Here is a 21,335-nt window from a genome sequence, read left to right as displayed (position 1 = left end):
GACTCGGTCAGAGCGCGGCGGGGGGCGTCTTCGGGGTGCGCGGGCGCGGGGCCGGCTTCGTCGAGGGGGGCGTCGCGGGAGGCGGCTCGGTCGCAGCCGGCGGGGTCTCGGTCGACGTCGTCGCGGGCGGGGTTGCCGCAGGGGAATGCGTGTCCACGTAGAGCTGGGCGGCGCGGGTCGCGACGATCAGGTAGCGCACGAGCAGGATCGCGAGCACGACGATCGCCGCCGTGAGCACGAGACCGCCGAGGAACGCGCCGATCTGCCAGAAGAGGCCGAAGCCCCAGCCGTGTCCGGGTCCGTACATCACCACTCCTCCAGTTCCTGCTCCTTGGCCTGCTCGGCGACGGTGCCGACGGCGATCGCGACGTTGATGCCCCACGCGATCCAGAGCAGGATGAGCCGCCAGTCACGCGGGCCCTGCGTGGTGGTCTTCACGAGACCGACCGCTCCGAACAGCGAACTCAGCACGCTGAAGTTGAAGATGAACTTGCGCATCCGGCCTCCCAGGTAGAGCTCCACGCTAGCGCGCGACCCCGCCGAGGTCGGCGGGGGTTGACTCAGGAGCGCGAGGCGGCCTTGCGGGCGCGGCGCACGCTGCGGCCGTTGATGCGCGCGGCGGCGACGGCGATGGGTTCGCGGGTGGCGTGCTGCTGGCCGAGGTACTCCTTCGCGAACGCCACGGTCTCGACGAGCATGTCGAGACGCACCTGCGCGTTGCGGATCTTGTGGAGACCGATCTCGGCGATGACATGTCCCGTGAAGCCGGACTCGACGAGGTAGGTGAGCGTCTCGGCGACCGGCTGCGTGCCGCGGCCCGGAACGAGGTGCTCGTCGTGCATGTTGCCGTCGTCGACCGAGCGGATGCCGTCGCAGAGGTGGATATGGCGGAGGCGCTCGCCCATCGCCATCGCGTACTCCAGCGAGTCGCGGCCGGTGAGCGAGGCGTGCGAGAAGTCGAGGGTCATCGCGTCGACGTCGAGGTCGAGCGGGTCGGGGCTCGGGGCGTAGGCCTTGAGGTTCTTGGTGCCGACCTTCCACGGGAACATGTTCTCGACGCAGATCTCGACGCCGGTGTTGGCGGCGGTCTGCCGCACGATGCGTTCGAAGTTCCTGGCGTAGCTCGACTCCCAGCGGAACGGCGGGTGCACGACGACCGAGGATGCCCCGACCGCAGCCGCGAGTTCGGCCGACTTCTCCAGCTTCACCTGGGCGTCCCGCCCGCCGATCAGCTGCATCCAGAACAGCGACGGGGCGTGCACCGAGAGCACCGGAAGTTCGTATCTCTCGATGAGCTGCGTGATCGCAGCGGCGTCCCGGGAGACCGGATCCGTGGTGACCATGACCTCGAGGCCGTCGTACCCGGCGAGACGTGCGAGCTTGAACGACTGCTCGACCCCCATGGGGAAGTTGCAGGAGGTGCTCATCCCGATCTGAATCATCGCGTCCCAACATAATGCGGTCGTGTGTCCTGCGTGTGACAGTCTCGGGAACTCCCGTGAACGGTGTCGTCGTCCTTGATTCGGAGCCGGAACGCACGCGGTTCGGCCTCTCAGGGCGCCCTGCTACCGTCGAAGAATGACCGACGAGCGTTTCGCTTTCGTCGTCGTCTCCAACCGCCTGCCGGTCGATCATGTGATCGCGGAGGACGGCTCCGCCTCCTGGAAGCAGTCGCCGGGGGGTCTGGTCACGGCGCTCGAACCCGTGATGCGCCTCGCCGACGGCGCCTGGGTCGGTTGGGCCGGCCAGCCGGACGTCGACCTCCCCGCGTTCACGCACGACGGCATCCGCATCGTGCCGCTCGCGCTCTCGGACGCCGAGATCGAGAACTACTACGAGGGCTTCAGCAACGACACGATCTGGCCGCTGTACCACGACGTCATCGTGCCGGCCACGTACCACCGGGACTGGTGGGACTCCTACGTCGAGGTCAACCAGCGCTTCGCCGACGCGACGGCGGCGATCGCCGACGACGGCGCGACCGTGTGGGTGCAGGACTACCAGTTGCAACTCGTGCCGCGGATGCTGCGTCTCGCCCGACCCGACCTGACGATCGGGTTCTTCAACCACATCCCCTTCCCCGCCTACGGGCTCTACTCGCAGCTCCCCTGGCGCACCCAGATCATCGAGGGACTGCTCGGTGCCGACGTCATCGGCTTCCAGCGCGTCTCGGATGCCGGCAACTTCTCCCGCGCGGTGCGCCGGCTGCTCGGGCACACGACGAAGAGCCCGTACATCGACGTGCCCCCCGACGGCGACCTGCCCGCGCGCCGGGTGGTCGCCCGGGCGTTCCCGATCTCGATCGACGTCGAGGCGTTCGAGGAGCTCGCGCGGAGCCCCGCCGTGCAGGCGCGTGCGACCCAGATCCGCCAGGAGCTCGGCAATCCGAAGACCGTCATGCTCGGCGTCGACCGGCTCGACTACACGAAGGGCATCGGCCACCGGCTGAAGGCGTTCTCGGAGCTGCTCGAAGACGGCCGGCTGAGGGTCGAGGACGTCACCCTCGTGCAGGTCGCGAGCCCGAGCCGCGAGCGGGTGGAGACCTACAAGCACCTGCGCGACGACATCGAGCTCACCGTCGGCCGCATCAACGGCGACTTCGGCACGATCGGGCATCAGGCGGTCAACTACCTGCACCACGGGTTCCCCCGCGAGGAGATGGCGGCCCTCTACCTCGCCGCCGACGTGATGCTCGTCACGGCCCTGCGCGACGGGATGAACCTCGTCGCGAAGGAGTACGTCGCCGCCCGCTACGACGAGGACGGCGTGCTGGTGCTGAGCGAGTTCGCCGGCGCCGCCGACGAGTTGAAGACGGCGCTGCGCATCAACCCGCACGACATCGACGGGCTCAAGGACGCCATCATGCAGGCCGTCGACATGCCCCGCGCGGAGCGGCGCAAGCGGATGCGGTCGCTGCGCAAGCGCGTGCGGGAGAACGACGTGCAGCACTGGTCGCGCGGGTTCCTGCGCACCCTCAGCGAAGCGAACGACGGCGTCGACCGCTTCGGCGTCGACCTCGACCCCCTCGGAGATCTCGAGTGGACCGTCGAGCGGCCCCCGGCCTCGTGAGCGAACCCCGGCACCGCGTTCCGGCGACCCCGCTGCCGGGGCCGCTGATCGGTGCGTTGCGCGAACTCGCCCGAACCCGTCGGTTGCTCATCGCCCTCGACTTCGACGGCACCCTCGCGCCGGAGGTGGATTCGCCCGAGCAGGCGCGGGCGCTGCCCGAGGCGCGCGAGGCGGTGCTCGCGCTCCTGAAGATGCCGAACACCCGCGTCGCCCTGATCTCGGGCCGGGCCCTGAAGAGCCTCATCGAGGTCGCCGATCTGCCCGACACGGTGCTGCTCGTCGGTTCGCACGGGATCGAGATCCGCCTCGACGACCCCGACGACCGGGTCAGCCTCGACACCGCCGAGATCGAGCAGGTCGAGGTGCTGCACGAGGTGCTGGAGGAGGTGGCCGACTCGATCGACCAGGTGTGGCTCGAGACGAAGCCGGCCGGTTTCGCGCTGCACACCCGACTCGCGACCGACGACGACTCCCGTCTCGCCCACCTCGTCGCCCTCTCCGAGGCGCAGGCGGAGATCGAGAACCTGACCGTGCGGCGCGGCAAGAACGTGCTCGAGTTCTCGGTGCGCTCCACCACCAAGGGCGAAGCCGTCGAGCACCTGCGCCGCTATACCGCGGCGGACGCCGTCTTCTACGCGGGCGACGATGTGACCGACGAGGATGCCTTCGCCGCACTGCTCTCGCACGACGTCGGCGTGAAGAGCGGGCTCGGGCCGACCGAGGCCGCGTTCCGCGTCGGCGGACCGGAGGAGATCGCGCTCGTGCTGACGACGCTCGCCACCTTCCGCGAGGGCGACGTGCACGAGCAGTAGCCCCGGCGCTCCCAGGAAGCCCCCCGGTAGGATGGAGGGATTCCAGGGGATCTCTCCCCGACGACCACGACCACGGCTGATGCCGCGCGCCGCGAGCCGCCGCCGACAGAAGTGCTGGAGGACCGCCATGCTCGCAGTCCTCGCCGCGTTCGCCGTCGGAGCGCTCGTCGTTCCCGTCCTCGCCCGTCGCTTCGGCCGGGCGGTCTTCCCGCTGGCCGCACTCGTGCCGGCCGCCGCGTTCGGCCACGCTCTGACGGCGCTCCCCGCGGTCCTCGACGGAGCCACGGTCACCGAGATCACCCCGTGGGTTCCACAGCTCGGGCTCGCGCTGTCGTTCCGCATCGACGCCCTCGCCCTGCTGCTCGTGCTCGTCGTGACCGGGGTCGGCGCCCTCGTCTTCCTCTACTGCACGGCGTACTTCACGCAAGGCGACGCCGGCGTCGGGCGCTTCGCCGGCATCCTGCTCGCTTTCGCCGGCTCGATGTACGGGCTCGTCCTGGCTGACGACGTCTACCTGCTCTTCGCGTTCTGGGAGGCGACGAGCGTCTTCTCCTACCTGCTCATCGGGCACAACCGGGGCAAGCGCGCGAGCCGCACGGCCGCCCTCCAGGCACTCCTCGTGACGACCCTCGGCGGCCTGGTGATGCTCGTCGGGCTCGTGCTGCTGTCGCACCTCGGCGGCTCCACGTCGCTCTCCGAGCTGATCGCCAATCCGCCGCAGCACGAACTGGTGCCGGCCGCGATCGTGCTGATCCTCGTCGGGGTGCTGTCGAAGTCGGCGATCGTGCCGTTCCACTTCTGGCTGCCGGGAGCGATGGCCGCGCCGACCCCGGTGAGCGCCTACCTGCACGCCGCCGCGATGGTGAAGGCGGGCATCTACCTGACCGCCCGGCTCGCCCCGGGGTATGCCGACGTGCCCGGCTGGCGCGAGATCCTCGTCGGCCTCGGACTCGTCACCCTCCTCGTCGGCGCCGTGCAGGCGCTGCGGCAGACCGACCTCAAGCTGCTGCTCGCCCACGGCACGGTGAGCCAGCTCGGGCTGCTCGTCGTCATCGCGGGCTGGGGCGGGGCGGCTGGTGGGATCGCCGCCGTGCTCCTGCTGCTCGCCCACGCGCTGTTCAAGTCGGCGCTCTTCCTCATCGTCGGCATCGTCGATCACGGAACGGGCACGCGGGACCTGCGTCGCATCACCGGCTTCGGCCGGCGCGCCCCGGTGCTCGCCGCCGCCTCGGCGGCCGCCGTGCTGTCGATGGCGGGTCTGCCGATCGCCTTCGGGTTCGTGGCGAAGGAGGCGGTGCTCACCGTGCTCGTCGACGCCGGCGCCGCGGGTGAGGCCTGGGGGTGGATCACCCTCGCCGGAGTCGCCGCCGGGTCGGCGCTGACGCTGGCGTACGGCATCCGATTCGTCTGGGGGGCATTCGCCGACAAGGCGGGGGTGGATGCGCTCCCCGCCGAACTGTCCTACCCGCGGGGCGAGACCGCGGCGCTCTTCGTGCCGCCCGTCGCGCTCGCCGGCCTCGGCCTGCTCGCCGGCCCGTTCGCGTCGGTGATCGATCCCCTCGCGCAGCGGATCGCCGCCGCCTACCCCGATGCGGCCGAGGCCGGGCACGTGGAGTTCTGGCACGGTCTCGAGCCGGCGCTCGGGGTCTCGGCGCTCATCGCCGGCGTCGGGGTGCTCATCGCCGGGCTCCTCGCGCGACGGATGCCGGCCGACGCGCTGAGTGCCGAATCCACCTGGGGCGCGCGGGCCTACCGGGCGACGCTGCGCGGCATCGACACCGTCTCGGCGGTCGTCACCGGGCTGACGCAGCGCGGCTCGCTGCCCTTCTACCTCGCCGTCATCCTGCTCGTCGCCGTCGCGTCGACCTGGGCGGTGCTGCCCGCCGCGCCGCTGCCCGCGTCGGTCGATCTCTTTCAGCACCCCGCACAGCCGGTCATCGGCGCCCTCATGATCGCGGCGGCGATCGCCGCGACGGTCGCCGGCAAGCGGTTCCAGGCGGTCGTGCTCGTCGGTGTCACCGGCATCGGGATGGCGGCGCTCTTCGCCATCCAGGGCGCCCCCGACCTGGCGATCACCCAGGTGCTCATCGAGATCGTGACGCTCGTCGTCGTGGTGCTCGTGCTGCGCCGTCTGCCCGCGCGACTCGGCGCGAAGCACGGCAGCTCGCACCGCGTGCTGCGGGCGCTGCTCGGGGTCGCCGTCGGACTGACGATGGCCGCGGTCGTGCTCGTCGCGACGGGATCGCGCGTCGCCGAGCCGATCTCGGCAGCCTGGCCGGAACTCGCGGTCGAGATCGGTCACGGCTACAACGTGGTCAACGTCGCCCTCGTCGACATGCGCGGCTGGGACACGATGGGGGAGCTCACGGTCGTGATCGCCGCGGCGACCGGGGTGGCGAGCCTCATCTTCATCCGCACCCGGGCCGACGACCTGCCGCGCGTCAGTCGGCGACGGCAACGGGAGTCGATCCGCGAGCGTCGGGCTGCGGCGGAGGCGGTCGACGGTCGCGGCTCCTGGCTTCTCGCCGGGCGGACGCTCGCGCCGCACAACCGGTCGATCCTGCTCGAGGTCGTCGTGCGCCTGCTCTTCCACGCGCTCATCGTCGTCTCGATCTACCTCCTGCTGGTGGGGCACAACGCGGTGGGCGGCGGGTTCGCCGGGGGACTCGTGGCCGGTCTCGCGTTGATCGCCCGGTACCTCGCGGGCGGGCGGCACGAACTCGCCGTCGCCGCGCCGTTCGACGCGGGCAAGGTGCTCGGGGCCGGTCTCGTGCTCGCCGCCGGCGCCGCGACCGTACCGTTGCTGTTCGGCGCGGCCCCGCTCACGTCCGCCTGGTTCACCCTCGACCTCGGTCCGGTCGGATCCCTCGACGTCGTCTCGTCGACCGTGTTCGACATCGGCGTCTACCTCGTCGTGATCGGGCTCGTCGTCGACGTGCTGCGCAGCCTCGGCGCCGAACTCGACCGCCAGCAGGAGTCCGACGCGGACGAGAAGGCCCTCGCATGACCGTCTCGCTGACCCTCGTCGTCATCATGGCCGCGCTGTTCGCGTGCGGCGTCTACCTGCTGCTGGAACGCAGCATGACGCGGGTGCTGCTCGGCATCCTGATGCTCGGCAACGCGGCCAACCTGCTGATCCTCATCGTCGCCGGGGCGCCGGGCGCCGCCCCGATCGTCGACGGCGAGACCGAGGGGCCGATCAGCGACCCGCTCCCGCAGGCGCTCGCCCTCACCGCGATCGTCATCACCTTCGCGGTGTCGGCGTTCCTGCTCGCTCTCATCTACCGGTCGTGGCGCCTCGCGCAGGCCGACGACGTCACCGACGACGACGCGGACCGGGCCGTGCGCACCGATCGCGACGGCTCCGAGTTCGCGTCGGCCCCCGATCTCGTCGCCGACGACAGCGAGTTCACCGAGGAACCGGAGGAGTCGGCCGACTCCGCCGCCGAGTCCGAGGGGCGCAGCTCATGACCCTCGAGACCCTCGTGCCGCTCGTCGTCCTGGTGCCATTGATCGCCGCCGCCGGAGTGCTCGCGCTCGGCCGACGGCTGCGCGCGCAGCGGATCGTCACCGTCGTCGCGCTGTCCCTCACGACCGCGGTCAGCGTCGCGCTGATGATCTCGGTGGATGCCGGTGGCACGCTCGTCGTCGAGGTCGGCGGGTGGCCGGCGCCGTTCGGCATCGTGCTCGTCGTCGACCGGCTTGCGGCGCTGCTCCTCGTGGTGTCGAGCGTCGTGCTGCTCGCGGTTCTGCTGTTCTCGGTCGGACAGGGCCTCGCCTACGGCGACGACGAGACCCCGGTGACGATCTACAACCCCGCGTACCTGATCCTCGCGGCCGGCGTCTACACGGCGTTCACCGCCGGAGACCTGTTCAACCTCTACGTGGGCTTCGAGATCCTGCTGGTGGCGAGCTACGTGCTCATCACGCTCGGCGCATCCGCACCGGCACGACCTACATCGTCGTCAGCCTGCTGTCGTCGTTTCTCTTCCTGTCGTCGATCGCGATGATCTACGGGGCTCTCGGCACCGTGAACCTCGCCCAGATCGCGGTCCGGATGGACGAGATCGCGCCCGAGACCCAGCTCGTGCTGCACGTCATGCTGCTGCTCGGCTTCGGCATCAAGGCGGCGGTCTTCCCGCTGTCGTTCTGGCTGCCCGATTCGTACCCGACGGCGCCGGCCCCCGTCACGGCGGTCTTCGCGGGCTTGCTGACCAAGGTCGGCGTCTACGCGATCATCCGCACCGAGACCCTGATCTTCCCGAGTCCGGAACTCAACCCCGTGCTGCTCGTCGTCGCGATCCTGACGATGGTCGTCGGCATCCTCGGAGCCGTCGCGCAGAGCGACATCAAGCGACTGCTGTCGTTCACCCTGGTCAGCCACATCGGCTTCCTGATCCTCGGCATCGGGCTCGGCACGGTGGCGGGCACGGCGGCGACGATCTACTACGTCGCGCACCACATCGTCGTGCAGACGGCGCTCTTCCTCGCGGCCGGCTTGATCGAACAGGTCGGCGGCTCGACGAACGTGCGCCGATTGGGCGGGCTGATGGCGCTCGCGCCCGCGGTCGGGGTGCTGTATCTCATCCCCGCCCTCAACCTCGGCGGGATCCCGCCGTTCTCCGGATTCCTCGGCAAGCTCGGGCTGTTCCAGGCGAGCATCGCGACCGAGGATCCGCTCGCCTTCGCGAGCGTCGTGGCCGGAGCCCTGGTCTCGCTGCTGACCCTCTACGCCCTCATGCGCGTGTGGAGCCGCGTGTTCTGGGGCACCCCGACGAAGCACGCCGACGAGGACGACGCCCACGTCGAGGGGGCCGGATTCGTCGCGACCGAGGCCGCGCCGGGGACGGGCGCGATCGCCGTCGTCGAACGCGCCCGCGCCATCCCGCGGCTCATGACGACCGCGACCGTCGGGCTGGTGCTCGCCGGCGTTGCGCTCACGGTCTTCGCCGGGCCGATCTACCAGTACTCGGAGCGTGCGGCCGAGGTGCTCGGCGAGAACGGGTACGTCACCGCGGTGTTCCCCGACGGGAGAGGGTTCGTCGATGAGTGAGGCGACGCCCGGCACCGGCCCGCGCCGGCGGATCTGGCGGCAGGTGCCTCTGCTGCTCGGTCTCGTGGTGCTCTGGATGCTGCTCTGGGGCGAGGTGTCCGGGCTGAGCGTGCTCTCCGGGATCGTCGTCGCCGTCGTCGTGACCCGGCTTCTCTATCTCCCGCCGGTCGAACTCTCGGGCCGGGTGAACGTGTTCTGGCTGCTGGTCTTCCTCGTGCGCTTCGCCCGGGATGTCGTGGTGTCGTCGGTCGTCGTCGCCCGCCACGCGTTCCGCCCGCGTCGGCTGCCGCAGAACGCGATCATCGAGGTGGCGCTGCGCACCCGCTCCGACTTCGTCATGGTCACCACGGCGATCGTGCTCTCGCTCGTGCCGGGCACCCTCGTGCTCGAGATCGACCGCGAACGGGGGCTGCTGTTCCTGCACGTCCTCGGGGCCGGCGACCACGAGACGGTCGAACGCAACCGCCGGGCCGCCCTCGCGCTCGAACGGTCCGTCATCCGCGCGGTCGGCTCGCGCGCCGAGTTCGAGGGGCTCTCCTCGTGACCGCCGTGATCCTCATCGTCGCGGCCGTGCTCTTCGCCGTGTCGGCCGCGGCGGCCGTCGTGCGCGTCATCCTCGGTCCGACGATCCTCGATCGGATGCTCGCCGCCGACGTGCTGCTGACGATCCTGCTGCTCGTGATCGGCGCGGAGATGGTCGTCGGCGGTCACACCCGCACCCTGCCGATCATGATCGTGCTCGCCGGCACCGCCGCCCTGTCGACGGTCGCCGTCGCGCGGTACGTCAGCCAGCAGGATCGCGACCCCGGCGACGCCGCGCCCGTGCTCGGCGTGAAGGAGGAGGCTCCCGGTGACCGATGATCCGATCGACGTCGTCGCGGCGGTCTTCGTCGTGCTCGGCGCCCTGCTGTCCCTCGTGGCCGGGGTCGGCGTGCTGCGTTTTCCGGATGCCCTCAGCCGTCTCCACGCCGGCACGAAGCCCCAGGTGCTCGGGCTCGTCTGCGTCGTGATCGCGATCGCGCTCTCCGCTCGTTCGTGGACCGCGGTGCTGCTGCTCGTGCCCGTCGTGCTCTTCCAGCTGCTTACCCAACCGATCGCCGCGCACATGATCGGCCGCGCCGGCTACCGCACCAAGAACCACCGACGCGACCTGCTGCTCGTCGACGAGCTCGCCGACGACGTCGAGCGCGCCAGCGGACCGGTGGAGCCCGGGGTCGGCGAGGATGAGGGGTCGGACGCCGGCGACCGGGCAGGATGAGGGGATGAGCATCCCCGCGATCCCCTTGAACACCGGCGCGAGCATCCCCCAGGTCGGAGCCGGCACCTGGCCGCTGGACGACGCCGAAGCCGCTGACGTCGTCGCCGCGGCGATCGAGGTCGGGTACCGGCACCTCGACACCGCGACCCGCTACGGCAACGAAACGGGCGTAGGGGAGGGCATCCGCCGGTCGGGCATCGCCCGCGAGGAGCTGTTCGTCACGACGAAGCTCGACGGCGAGTTCCAGGGCTCCGACCGGGCGATCGCCGGGCTCCACGCGGCGCTCGAGCGTCTCGGCACCGACTACGTCGACCTGCTGCTCATCCACTGGCCGCTGCCGCAGCGCGACGAGTACGTGTCGACCTGGCGCACCTTCGAGAAGCTGCACGCCGACGGGCTCGCCCGCGCGATCGGCGTGTCGAACTTCACCCCCGCGCACCTCGACCGGCTCGCCGCCGAGACCTCGATCGTGCCGGCGGTCAACCAGATCCAGATCAGCCCGGCGATCGTGCGGCTCGAGCAGCGCGCCTACGACGTCGCCCACGGCATCGTCACCCAGTCCTGGAGCCCGCTCGGCGGGCGCAAGGGGGCGGGGTCGCTCCTCGCCGAACCGGTGCTCGTCGACATCGCGTCGCGGCTCGACCGCACCCCTGCCCAGGTGGTCGTGCGCTGGCACGTGCAGCAGGGGCTCGTCGTCATCCCGAAGAGCAGCGACCGTGCGCGGCTCGCGCAGAACCTCGACGTGTTCTCGTTCGAACTCTCCGACGACGACCTCGCGTCGATCGCGACCCTCTCGCAGGGTCCCGACGCCGGCGTGGACTCCGACCGCGAAGGACACTGAGGCGCCGACAGCGACGCCCCCGGGCGGGCGGTACCCTCGACACATGCCGGAAACATCCCCTTCTTCCCGCGTGTCCGGGGTGGACCACAAGCCCCGCTCGCGCACCGTCACCGACGGGATCGAAGCCACGACGAGCCGCGGGATGCTGCGCGCCGTCGGCATGGGCGACGCCGACTGGGACAAGGCCCAGATCGGCATCGCGTCGTCGTGGAACGAGATCACTCCGTGCAACCTGAGCCTCGACCGGCTGGCCCGCGCGGCCAAGGAGGGCGTGCACGCCGGCGGCGGCTACCCGCTCCAGTTCGGCACCGTGAGCGTCAGCGACGGCATCTCGATGGGCCACGAGGGGATGCACTTCTCCCTCGTCTCGCGTGAGGTGATCGCCGACTCCGTCGAGGTCGTCATGCAGGCGGAGCGTCTCGACGGGTCCGTGCTGCTCGCCGGGTGCGACAAGTCGATCCCCGGCATGCTCATGGCGGCCGCGCGGCTCGACCTCTCGAGCGTCTTCCTCTACGCGGGCTCGATCGCTCCCGGGTGGGTGCGCCTCTCCGACGGCACCGAGAAGGACATCACGATCATCGACTCCTTCGAGGCGGTCGGCGGCGTGCTCGCCGGCACGATGAGCCTCGAAGACGCGCACCGCATCGAGTGCGCGTTCGCTCCCGGCATGGGCGCCTGCGGCGGCATGTACACCGCCAACACGATGGCGTCGGTTGCCGAGGCCCTCGGGCTCTCGCTCCCCGGATCGGCGAGCCCCGCCGCCTCCGACGGTCGTCGCGACATGTACGCGCACCGCTCGGGCGAGGCCGTCGTCAACCTGCTCAACAAGGGCATCACCGCCCGTCAGATCCTCACCAAGGAAGCGTTCGAGAACGCGATCGCGGTCGGCATGGCGCTCGGCGGCTCGACCAACATCGTGCTGCACCTCCTCGCGATCGCGCACGAGGCCGAGGTCGACCTCACCCTCGACGACTTCAACCGCATCGGGGCGAAGGTGCCGCACATCGGCGACCTCAAGCCGTTCGGCAAGTACGTGATGAACGACGTCGACCGGCGGGGCGGCATCCCCGTGCTGATGAAGGCGCTGCTGGATGCCGGCCTGCTGCACGGCGACGTGATGACGGTGACCGGCAAGACGATGCGCGAGAACCTCGAGGAGTTGAACCCGGCGCCGCTCGACGGCGAGGTGCTGAAGACCCTCGAGAATCCGATCCACGCGACCGGCGGGCTCACCATCCTCAAGGGGTCGATGGCGCCCGAGGGCGCGGTCGTCAAGACGGCCGGCTTCGACGCCGCCACCTTCGAGGGCCCGGCCCGCGTCTTCGAACGCGAGCGCGCCGCGATGGATGCCCTCGCCGCGGGTGAGATCAAGCACGGCGACGTCGTGGTGATCCGCTACGAGGGCCCGAAGGGCGGACCGGGGATGCGCGAGATGCTGGCCATCACCGCCGCCATCAAGGGAGCGGGCCTCGGAAAAGATGTCCTACTATTGACCGACGGCAGATTCTCAGGCGGCACAACCGGCCTGTGCATCGGCCACGTCGCTCCCGAGGCGGTGGACGCAGGTCCGATCGCCTTCGTGAGGGATGGTGATCTGATACGGGTCGATATCGCAGCCCGGTCGATCGACCTACTGGTCGACCCGACCGAGTTGGAGAGCCGCCGTTCCGGCTGGGCTCCCTTGCCTCCGCGCTATACCCGTGGCGTTCTCGCGAAGTACTCCAAGCTCGTGCACTCGGCCGCCGAGGGTGCGGTCACGGGGTAAGCCGCGCTCCGACACCTCTCTCTTCCGAAAAGGGACTCCCATGACTGCTGACGCAGCTCCCGCAGCACCTCCCTCCGATCCGAACCGCATGACGGGTTCGGGCGCGATCCTCGCCTCCCTCGAGAAGCTGGGCGTCACCGACGTCTTCGGCATCCCGGGCGGCGCGATCATGCCGTTCTACGACGAGCTGATGTCGTCGACGGCGATCCGCCACATCCTCACCCGGCACGAGCAGGGCGCCGGCCACGCGGCCGAGGGCTACGCCGCCGCGTCGGGCCGGGTCGGCGTCGCCATCGCGACGTCGGGCCCCGGCGCCACGAACCTCGTGACGGCGATCGCCGACGCCTACATGGACTCGGTGCCGATGCTGGCGATCACCGGTCAGGTGTTCTCGACCTCGATGGGCACGGATGCCTTCCAGGAGGTCGACATCGTCGGCATCACGATGCCGATCACGAAGCACTCGATCCTCGTCAAGAAGGCCGAGGACGTGCCCGCGGCCCTCGCCGCGGCGTACCACATCGCCTCGACGGGTCGGCCGGGACCGGTGCTCGTCGACATCACGAAGGACGCCCAGCAGGGGTCGATGACCTTCTCCTGGCCGCCGAAGCTCGACCTCCCCGGCTACCGCCCGGTGACGAAGGCGCACGGCAAGCAGATCACCGCGGCCGCCGAGATGATCTTCGAGGCCAAGCGTCCGGTGCTCTACGTCGGCGGCGGCGTCATCCGCGCCGGGGCGTCGAAGGAACTGCGGAAGCTCGCCGACCGCACCGGCCTGCCCGTCGTCACGACGCTCATGGCGCGCGGCGCGTTCCCCGACTCGCACCCGCACCACCTGGGCATGCCCGGCATGCACGGCACGGTGCCGGCGGTGCTCGCCCTGCAGGAGAGCGACCTCATCGTCGCCCTCGGCGCGCGGTTCGACGACCGGGTCACCGGCAAGGTGGCCGACTTCGCCCCCGACGCCAAGGTCGTGCACGTCGACATCGACCCGGCCGAGATCGGCAAGATCAAGCACGCCGACGTGCCGATCGTCGGCGACCTCAAGGACGTGCTGCCCGAGCTGCTCGACGCGTTCGCCGATGTCGCCGGCAAAGCCAAGACGGGCGACATCGACGAGTGGTGGGCCAGGCTGAACCAGCTGAAGACCAACTACCCGCTCGGCTACACCGACGATCCGGATGACGGCCTCCTGGCGCCGCAGACGGTCATCGAGCGCATCGGCCAGCTCTCCGGTCCCGAGGCGATCTACGCCTCCGGTGTCGGCCAGCACCAGATGTGGGCCGCGCAGTTCATCACGTACGAACGTCCGAACGCCTGGCTCAACTCGGGTGGAGCCGGCACGATGGGCTACTCCGTGCCCGCCGCGATGGGCGCGAAGGTGGCCCAACCCGATCGCCTGGTCTGGGCGATCGACGGCGACGGCTGCTTCCAGATGACCAACCAGGAACTCGCGACCTGCACGATCAACGACATCCCGATCAAGGTCGCCGTGATCAACAACTCGTCGCTCGGCATGGTGCGGCAGTGGCAGTCGCTGTTCTACGACGGCCGGCACTCGTTCACCGACCTCAACACCGGTCACATGAACGCCTCGGAGCAGACCCGCATGGTGCCCGACTTCGTGAAGCTCGCGGAGGCCTACGGTGCCCTCGGCATCCGGGTCACCAAGCCGGAGGAGATCGACCCGGCGATCAAGCTAGCGATCGAGACCAACGACCGCCCCGTCGTCATCGACTTCATCGTCAGCCGCGACGCGATGGTGTGGCCGATGGTGCCGCAGGGCGTCGGCAACTCGCAGGTGCAGTACGCCCGCGACGCCGCCCCGACCTGGGAAGAGGAGTAAGCGATGAGCGGAGTCGAGCGACCGCGCTCGGTCGACGGAGCGGCTCGCGCCGCAGCAGCGGCGGCGCGAGGAGATAGCTGATGTCCCGTCACGTGCTCTCCCTCCTGGTGGAGGACAAGCCCGGTCTGCTGACCCGCGTCGCGGGACTGTTCGCGCGCCGCGGCTTCAACATCGAGTCGCTCGCCGTGGGTCACAGCGAGATCGAGGGGCTCTCCCGCATCACCGTGGTGGTGGATGTCGAGGAGCTGCCGCTCGAACAGGTCACCAAGCAGCTCAACAAGCTGGTGAACGTCATCAAAATCGTCGAGCTCGACCCAGACGCCTCCGTGCAGCGGGAGCACCTGCTCATCAAGGTGAAGGTCGAGAACGGCACCCGCTCGCAGATCCTCGAGGCGGTGACCCTGTTCCGCGCCCGCGTGGTCGACGTCGCCCCCGATGCCCTCGTGGTCGAGGTCACCGGTGACAGCGGCAAGGTGCAGGCCCTGCTGCGGATGCTCGAGCCCTACGGGATCAAGGAGATCGCCCAGTCGGGCCTTCTCGCGATCGGCCGCGGCGGCAAGAGCATCACCGAACGCGTCTTCAAGAATTGAGAGCACGGCCGCAGGCCGCGCCCTCAAGGTCGAGTAGCGCCGCGCGAAGCGCGACGCGTGCCGAGACACTAACCAACGGACAACTAAGGAAAAGAACGAATGGCTGAGATCTTCTACGACAAGGACGCCGACCTCTCCCTCATCCAGGGCAAGAAGGTCGCGATCGTCGGCTACGGCTCGCAGGGCCACGCCCACGCGCAGAACCTGCGCGACTCGGGCGTCGAGGTCGTCATCGCGCTCAAGGACGGTTCGAAGTCGACCGCGAAGGCGACCGAGGACGGCTTCGAGGTGAAGAGCGTCGCCGACGCGACCCAGTGGGCCGACCTGATCATGATCCTCGCGCCCGACCAGCACCAGCGCGGCATCTGGAACGACTCGATCAAGGACAACCTCGCCGAGGGCAAGACGCTCGCCTTCGCGCACGGCTTCAACATCCGCTTCGGCTACATCGACGCGCCCGAGGGGGTCGACGTCATCCTGATCGCCCCGAAGGCCCCCGGTCACACGGTGCGCCGCGAGTTCGTCGCGGGCCGCGGCATCCCGGACATCATCGCCGTCGAGCGCGACGCGTCGGGTCACGCCTGGGACCTCGCCCTCTCGTACGCCAAGGCGATCGGCGGCACCCGTGCCGGCGTCATCAAGACGACCTTCACGGAAGAGACCGAGACCGACCTGTTCGGTGAGCAGTCGGTGCTCTGCGGTGGCACCTCGCAGCTCGTCATGTACGGCTTCGAGACCCTCGTCGAGGCGGGCTACCAGCCCGAGATCGCCTACTTCGAGGTGCTGCACGAACTGAAGCTGATCGTCGACCTCATGTGGGAGGGCGGCATCGCCAAGCAGCGCTGGTCGGTCTCCGACACGGCCGAGTACGGCGACTACGTCTCGGGCCCGCGCGTCATCGACCCGTCGGTGAAGGAGAACATGAAGGCGGTGCTCGCCGACATCCAGTCGGGTGCCTTCGCGAAGCGCTTCATCGGCGACCAGGATGCCGGCGCTCCCGAGTTCCTCGAGCTGCGGGCCAAGGGTGCCGCGCACCCGATCGAGGCCACCGGCAAGGAGCTGCGGGCGCTGTTCGCCTGGAAGCAGCAGGACGCCGACTACACGGAAGGCAGCGCTGCGCGCTGACAGGCGCAGTGCCACCTTCCGCGCCTGCGGCGCGCGAGCGCGCTGAGTCTTGAGCCAATCCTGAGCCGCTGACGGTTCACGACCGCCCCTGTGCCCCCTATTGTGGGGACGGGGGCGGTTGTCTTTCGTCCTCATCGGCCCCCGCCTCCGTCTCGTTCTTCGACGGAGGTTGCGATGCGCAAGCACATCGGTGTGATGACCGGAACGTCGATGGCGGGCATGGGTCTCGTGCTCGTAGTGGCATCCCTCGCCGGCTTCTCCGCCGGCCTCCCCGCGGTGCAGCCCGCCTCGACGCTCGGCGTCTCGTGGTTCATGGTCGCCGTCGTCTTGATCATCGTCGGGGCGTTCGTCGGCCTCGCGGCGCGTGGCCTCGAACTCGAGGCCGAGGAGCACGCGCCCGTGCGTCTCCCGCGCGCCGTGCGCCACCTCCACCCGACGCGCTGACGGTCGCGGTCGGGAGCAGTTCACCCGACACCCCCTCTCGCGACCCCGGCCGTTCACCCGGCGCGGCGACTCTGGCCGCGTGCTCCGCCCCCTGCTTGCGACGCTGTCCACGCTGCTGCTGATCGGCGGAGGCCTCGCGGTCGCCGGCCCTGCGGCGGCCGAGTTGCCGAAGCCCGCCTACGACGCGACCCCGAGCGTGCTTCTCAACGAGGTGGCGGGCGGCGGGCCGCGGTCCGACGCCGACGGCTTCTTCGAGCTGCGCAACTGGGGCGACGAGCCCGTCGACCTGACCGGCTGGGAGGTCTACCGCTGCTCGTTCAAGGCCCTCCGCGCCAAGGTGGGCACGACGGAGGGCGACCTCCGCGGGGTGGTGCTCCAGCCGGGCGAGATCCTCACGGTCAGCCGCATCGGCCTGCCGGGCGACCTGCATTTCTCCGCCGCCTACGACCTCACCGGCTACGGGCTCTACCTCGAGGCGCCCGACGACTCCGCCGTCGACATGGTCGGCGTCTACCCGAACGAGCCGTGGCCGACGCGCGGCGAGTGCACGCCGCCGGGCGGCAACCTCCCCAACGTGCTCGACTTCGCGCAGAACGAGAGCTGGCAGCGCATCGCGGCCACCGGTGATCCCGCGCGGGACTGGATCGTCGCTCCGGCGACCCTCGGCGAGCGCAACGCCCTCCGGGCGCCCGCGGCCTCCGTCGCCGACGTCGTGATCTCCGAGTTGGCCGGAGCGGGCCCCGGCGGATCGGACGACGACTTCGTCGAGCTGCGCAACGCCGGCGCCGAGACGGTCGACCTCGGAGGGTGGGAGCTCTACCGCTGCTCCGCGTCGGGGCGCGTCCGACCCGACACGCTCCAAGTGACGATCCCCGCCGGCACGCGACTGAAGCCCGGTGAGACCTGGGTCGCGGGTGCCGAAGGCTTCGGGGAGGCGGCCGACGCGCGCTACACCCGACCGCTCGCCGATCGTGAGTTCGGCGTGCTCGTGCGCGATGCCGACGGCGCGCTCGTCGACCGCGTCGCGGTGACCGCCTACGGCGACAGTGCCTGCCAGGGCGATGCGAAGCTGCCGGCGGTGCTCGACATGGCGCGCGCCGAGTCGTACCAGCTCACGGCGGCGGGCACCTACCTGATCGCCCCGCGGACTCCCGGGCGTCGGAACGCGGTGCGGGCCGACGCGCTCGTCGGTCCCGCCTTCGCCGGGGCCGACCCGACGGGGGTGGCGATCAGCGAACTCGCGACCGATCCGACGCCGGAGGGGATGCCGGCGGGGTCGGTCCAGCGCAACTACCTCGAGCTCGGCAACTACGGCGACGAGAGCGTCGACATCGGCGGCTGGACCGCGTGGCGCTGCATGGTGGATGGCGCGCGCGCCACCCAGCCCCAGGTCACGATTCCGCGCGGCACACTGCTCGAGCCCGGCGAGGTCTACCTCGTGGCGCGGGCGGGCACGGCGGCGGCCGAGGGGGCCGACGCGACCTTCGACACGTCGTTCTCGCTGAACGGCACCGGGGTGTGGCTCGCGGACGCCGACGGCGAGCGTGTCGACAGTGTCGGCGTCTACGCGACCAACGAGATCGACGGCGTCAACGTGACGTTCAGCCCGTGCACGACGGGGGCGGCGTTGACGACGTACCAGCCGGATCGGCTGCTGAAGGAGACCTTCCAGCGCACTCAGTTCAGCGGCGTCGATGCGGACGACTTCGTCGTCGCGGAGGCGACGCCCGGCCGGATCGACGAGATCCCCTCTGCGGATCCGACCGAGCGCGTCGACATCCGCCCCGACGTCGAGGCCGCACCGCAGACGCCGGCGACCGCTCCGGAGGAGCCCCGCGGCGCGACCGTCGGCATCCTCGAGGCCTGGGGTGGTGCGACCCAGGGCGGCGCGCTGACCTCCCTCGCCGGCGAGGACGAGCTCCGGCTCGACCCGTCGGCCCTCGGTGCGCTGGCCGACGACGGGTACGGCTATCCGTACCAGCGTCTCGTGCTCGACGCCGCGACCCTGAAGGCGGGTTCGACGGTGAGCTGGGCCGGGCGGGGCCTGGGTCGCACCGAGGTGCAGTTGTCGGTGTGGTCGGGGGACGCCTGGCGCCTTCTCGACGCCGGGACGGGGGACGACCTCGTGCTCTCCGGGCAGCTGGAGGCCGGCGACATCCGTGGCGACCGCGTGACCCTGCTGGCGCAGAACGGTCCGCGCACGCAGCCGACGCTGGCCGCCGGCGTCGACGGCGAGTTGCAGGACCCGGATGCCTACGACTTCGCGATCTCGCACATCACCGACACCCAGTACCTGAGTGAGAGCTACCCCGAGGTCTACGCGACCCTCGCCTCGTGGATCGCGGCGAACGCCGAAGGCCGCAAGATCGAGTTCGCCACCCACACGGGCGACCTCATCCAGAACTACGTCAACCCGGCCCAGGATGACGTGCGTGCCGTCCGCGAGTTCGAACGGGCATCGGCCATCCAGGGGATCCTCGACGACGCGGGGGTGCCCAACAGCGTGCTGCCCGGCAACCACGACAACCTGCGCGGTGCCGACGCGACCCTGTTCAACACGTACTTCGGCCCCGACCGGTACGCCGGCACGGCCTGGTACGGCGGATCGCTGGCCCCCGACGACAACTCGGCGAACTTCTCGACCTTCGAGCATGCCGGGGCACGGTTCCTGATGCTGTCCCTGCCCTACGCGTTCGGCGACGCCGAATTGACCTGGGCGGAGGGCGTCGTGGCGGCGCATCCTGATCACAACGTCATCGTCTCCACGCACGAGCACGTCACCCCGAAGACGCGCGAATCGGCGGCGTACCGCTCCTCGTCGTCGCGCTGGGTGTCACGCGGGCAGGAGCTGTGGGAGCGGGTCATCGCGCCGAACCGCAACGTCGTGCTCGTGCTGTCCGGGCACTTCCACGGTCTCGGGCAGATCCGCACCGAGGATGCCGGCGGCCTCCCGGGTCACACGGTGACCGAGCTCGTGGCCGACTACCAGGAGTTCCGCACGCACACGGGGGAGCGGGCCACCGGCTTCCAGCGTCTGTTGCAGATCGACCTCGCGGCGGGAACGATCGCGGTCGACACCTTCTCGCTGCGCCTCGACGAGACGTCGGCCTTCGAATACGACTACCGCCAGGCGATGGCCGACAACGGATCGGCGCTCACCCCGACGAACAGCCGACCGTGGCGGATCGTCGAGTCGGGGCTGCAGGGGCGCTACGGCGTGGACGACGACGAGTTCGCCGCCGCCGCGCACTTCCAATACCCGAAGTCGGTGGCGACAGTGCAGGTCGTCGCCGAGGCTCCGACGCCCGCGCCCCTCGCGTACGCGCCGCGCAGCCCTCGGCTGGTCGAGCTGCTCTAGCCGATCGAGCGGTCGATGAAGCGGTTGGTCGCGATGTCCTCGGCCTCCACGTCGGCCGGAACCGCGACCTCGGCGTCCTCCCACACCGGCACGGCGCGGTCGATCAGGTGGCGGAGGCGACCGAAGTCGAGGTCACCGATCGTCCCGTCGCGACCGGCTCCGACGAGATCCTCGGCCTCGAACAGGTCGAGGGCCGCGTGGGCGCTCGCCGCGTCGTAGGCGGGATCGCCGAACTCGGCGGAGAGCTCCACGAGCAGCTCCGTCGTCGCGTCGGGGTCGTCGAGATAGTCGACGAGGGCCCGCTGGAGCGTGGGCACCAGCACCCCGAGGCAGTCGGCGTACTGCACGAGGGCCTGCGGCCGCGCGGACAGCACCCCGGCATCCCGTTGGTAGCCGATGTCGTCGATGAGCTGCCAGGCGACCGCCTGCGGCGATCCGGCCTCGGGCAGCGCGAGTCGATAGGGATCGACGAGCAGGTCACCGCGACGGGAGGAGACGCCGCCGGCCTCCACGAAACCCGGGACGCCGAGCTCGGCGTCGGTCACGACCTGGTCGGCGGAGAGCAGCCCCGCGCCGATCGCGTAATCGGTGAACGGATCGTTCGGCGCGGTCACGAAGGGAACCAGGCCGAGGCCGTCGGGGGTCAGTCGGTCGCCGATGGCGCGGATGGTGCGGACGCCCTCGTAGACGGTCGTGCTCCAGTAGACGATCTGCGAGTCGCGGCGCATGGGCGCGAAGACGCCGACACTCGGGGTGCGCGCCGCGTCGAGGATCGCGGCATCGGTGTCGACCGCGGCGAGGAGGATGCTCTCATCGTCGTGGAGGGCGACGCTGCCGCTCACCCCGTCGTCGGGATCGCCGACGAGGATCGTCAGCGTCGACCCCGACGGTTCCCCGTCGATCAGCAGCGGAGCGCTCACCGAGTCGTCGCCGATGCGCAGCTCGTCGGCGTCGAGGAGTCCGTACAGGAAGCCCCACTCGACCCGGGGCAGGTCGTCGGTCTGGATGCGGATGTCGGCGGGGCACCCCTCGCGCACGAGGCCGACCCCTCCGGCGTCGCCCGTCGAGCAGGCGGCCAGCGGCAGGGCGAGCCCGATGACGGCGACCCCCGCGATCCGGCGTGCCGTCGAGCGGCGTGCTGTCGCGCGCATCCGACCTCCCTGTGGTGCCAGTC

18 protein-coding genes and 1 pseudogene are annotated in these 21,335 nt (G+C 70.5%); 15 read left to right on the top strand and 4 right to left on the bottom strand.

Annotated features, from left to right (window positions below; genetic code table 11):
• Positions 1-7: 7 nt before the first annotated feature.
• The 3 genes from ACILQS_RS02285 to ACILQS_RS02275 all read right to left on the bottom strand — a co-directional run bounded on the left by ACILQS_RS02285 (position 8) and on the right by ACILQS_RS02275 (position 1,427).
• On the bottom strand, positions 8-307 hold the full coding sequence (locus ACILQS_RS02285) for a hypothetical protein (RefSeq protein ID WP_395638481.1): 300 nt from the start codon (positions 305-307) through the stop codon (positions 8-10).
• A complete protein-coding gene (locus tag ACILQS_RS02280; RefSeq protein ID WP_395638480.1) occupies positions 307-498 on the bottom strand; it encodes a hypothetical protein in 192 nt (63 codons plus the stop codon). The genes ACILQS_RS02285 and ACILQS_RS02280 overlap by 1 nt, the downstream gene beginning before the upstream one ends.
• A 62-nt stretch (positions 499-560) precedes the next feature.
• Positions 561-1,427 (bottom strand): sugar phosphate isomerase/epimerase family protein, encoded by an 867-nt coding sequence (locus tag ACILQS_RS02275; protein WP_395638479.1) that lies wholly within the window; start codon positions 1,425-1,427, stop codon positions 561-563.
• Between the two features lie 151 nt (positions 1,428-1,578).
• Here ACILQS_RS02275 and otsA point away from each other — a divergent pair, with 151 nt between their 5' ends.
• The 15 genes and pseudogenes from otsA to ACILQS_RS02200 all read left to right on the top strand — a co-directional run bounded on the left by otsA (position 1,579) and on the right by ACILQS_RS02200 (position 20,161).
• The gene (gene otsA / locus ACILQS_RS02270; protein WP_395638478.1) at positions 1,579-3,069 is read left to right on the top strand and encodes an alpha,alpha-trehalose-phosphate synthase (UDP-forming); all 1,491 of its coding nucleotides are present in this window, start codon (positions 1,579-1,581) and stop codon (positions 3,067-3,069) included.
• Complete coding sequence (gene otsB / locus ACILQS_RS02265) at positions 3,066-3,881, top strand: trehalose-phosphatase (protein ID WP_395638477.1); 816 nt, start codon at positions 3,066-3,068, stop codon at positions 3,879-3,881. Before otsA ends, otsB begins: the two co-directional genes overlap by 4 nt.
• 127 nt (positions 3,882-4,008) lie before the next feature.
• Positions 4,009-6,888, top strand: a complete 2,880-nt coding sequence (locus ACILQS_RS02260) for a Na+/H+ antiporter subunit A (RefSeq protein ID WP_395638476.1) — start codon at positions 4,009-4,011, stop codon at positions 6,886-6,888.
• On the top strand, positions 6,885-7,352 hold the full coding sequence (locus ACILQS_RS02255) for a Na(+)/H(+) antiporter subunit C (RefSeq protein WP_395638475.1): 468 nt from the start codon (positions 6,885-6,887) through the stop codon (positions 7,350-7,352). Before ACILQS_RS02260 ends, ACILQS_RS02255 begins: the two co-directional genes overlap by 4 nt.
• Positions 7,349-8,934: pseudogene (locus tag ACILQS_RS02250) on the top strand (Na+/H+ antiporter subunit D). The gene ACILQS_RS02255 and the pseudogene ACILQS_RS02250 overlap by 4 nt, the downstream one beginning before the upstream one ends.
• Positions 8,927-9,478 (top strand): Na+/H+ antiporter subunit E, encoded by a 552-nt coding sequence (locus tag ACILQS_RS02245; RefSeq protein WP_395638474.1) that lies wholly within the window; start codon positions 8,927-8,929, stop codon positions 9,476-9,478. Before ACILQS_RS02250 ends, ACILQS_RS02245 begins: the two are co-directional and overlap by 8 nt.
• Positions 9,475-9,795, top strand: coding sequence for a monovalent cation/H+ antiporter complex subunit F (locus tag ACILQS_RS02240; protein ID WP_395638473.1), 321 nt, complete (start codon positions 9,475-9,477; stop codon positions 9,793-9,795). The genes ACILQS_RS02245 and ACILQS_RS02240 overlap by 4 nt, the downstream gene beginning before the upstream one ends.
• Entirely contained in the window at positions 9,785-10,192 is a 408-nt protein-coding gene (gene mnhG, locus ACILQS_RS02235; RefSeq protein ID WP_395638472.1) for a monovalent cation/H(+) antiporter subunit G, read from the top strand. Before ACILQS_RS02240 ends, mnhG begins: the two co-directional genes overlap by 11 nt.
• Positions 10,193-10,196: 4 nt before the next feature.
• Positions 10,197-11,033, top strand: a complete 837-nt coding sequence (locus ACILQS_RS02230; RefSeq protein WP_395638471.1) for an aldo/keto reductase — start codon at positions 10,197-10,199, stop codon at positions 11,031-11,033.
• Between the two features lie 43 nt (positions 11,034-11,076).
• Complete coding sequence (ilvD, locus tag ACILQS_RS02225) at positions 11,077-12,798, top strand: dihydroxy-acid dehydratase (RefSeq protein WP_395638470.1); 1,722 nt, start codon at positions 11,077-11,079, stop codon at positions 12,796-12,798.
• A gap of 40 nt (positions 12,799-12,838) precedes the next feature.
• A complete protein-coding gene (locus ACILQS_RS02220; RefSeq protein WP_395638469.1) occupies positions 12,839-14,644 on the top strand; it encodes an acetolactate synthase large subunit in 1,806 nt (601 codons plus the stop codon).
• An 80-nt stretch (positions 14,645-14,724) separates the two neighbouring features.
• Positions 14,725-15,234 carry an acetolactate synthase small subunit gene (gene ilvN, locus ACILQS_RS02215; protein WP_395638468.1) on the top strand — a complete coding sequence of 170 codons (510 nt, stop codon included), beginning with the start codon at positions 14,725-14,727 and terminating at the stop codon, positions 15,232-15,234.
• A gap of 99 nt (positions 15,235-15,333) precedes the next feature.
• Entirely contained in the window at positions 15,334-16,359 is a 1,026-nt protein-coding gene (gene ilvC / locus ACILQS_RS02210; protein WP_395638467.1) for a ketol-acid reductoisomerase, read from the top strand.
• A gap of 174 nt (positions 16,360-16,533) precedes the next feature.
• A complete protein-coding gene (locus tag ACILQS_RS02205) occupies positions 16,534-16,803 on the top strand; it encodes a hypothetical protein (RefSeq protein WP_395638466.1) in 270 nt (89 codons plus the stop codon).
• A gap of 79 nt (positions 16,804-16,882) precedes the next feature.
• On the top strand, positions 16,883-20,161 hold the full coding sequence (locus ACILQS_RS02200) for a lamin tail domain-containing protein (RefSeq protein WP_395638465.1): 3,279 nt from the start codon (positions 16,883-16,885) through the stop codon (positions 20,159-20,161).
• Here the strand turns inward: ACILQS_RS02200 and ACILQS_RS02195 are convergent.
• Positions 20,158-21,312, bottom strand: a complete 1,155-nt coding sequence (locus ACILQS_RS02195) for a hypothetical protein (protein ID WP_395638464.1) — start codon at positions 21,310-21,312, stop codon at positions 20,158-20,160. The genes ACILQS_RS02200 and ACILQS_RS02195 overlap by 4 nt on opposite strands.
• Positions 21,313-21,335 lie beyond the last annotated feature (23 nt).

Source organism: Pseudolysinimonas sp. (assembly GCF_044239695.1).
GTDB lineage: Bacteria > Actinomycetota > Actinomycetes > Actinomycetales > Microbacteriaceae > Pseudolysinimonas_A.
Note: the sequence above shows the minus strand (reverse complement) of the source record. Positions and strands in the feature narration are given on the sequence as shown.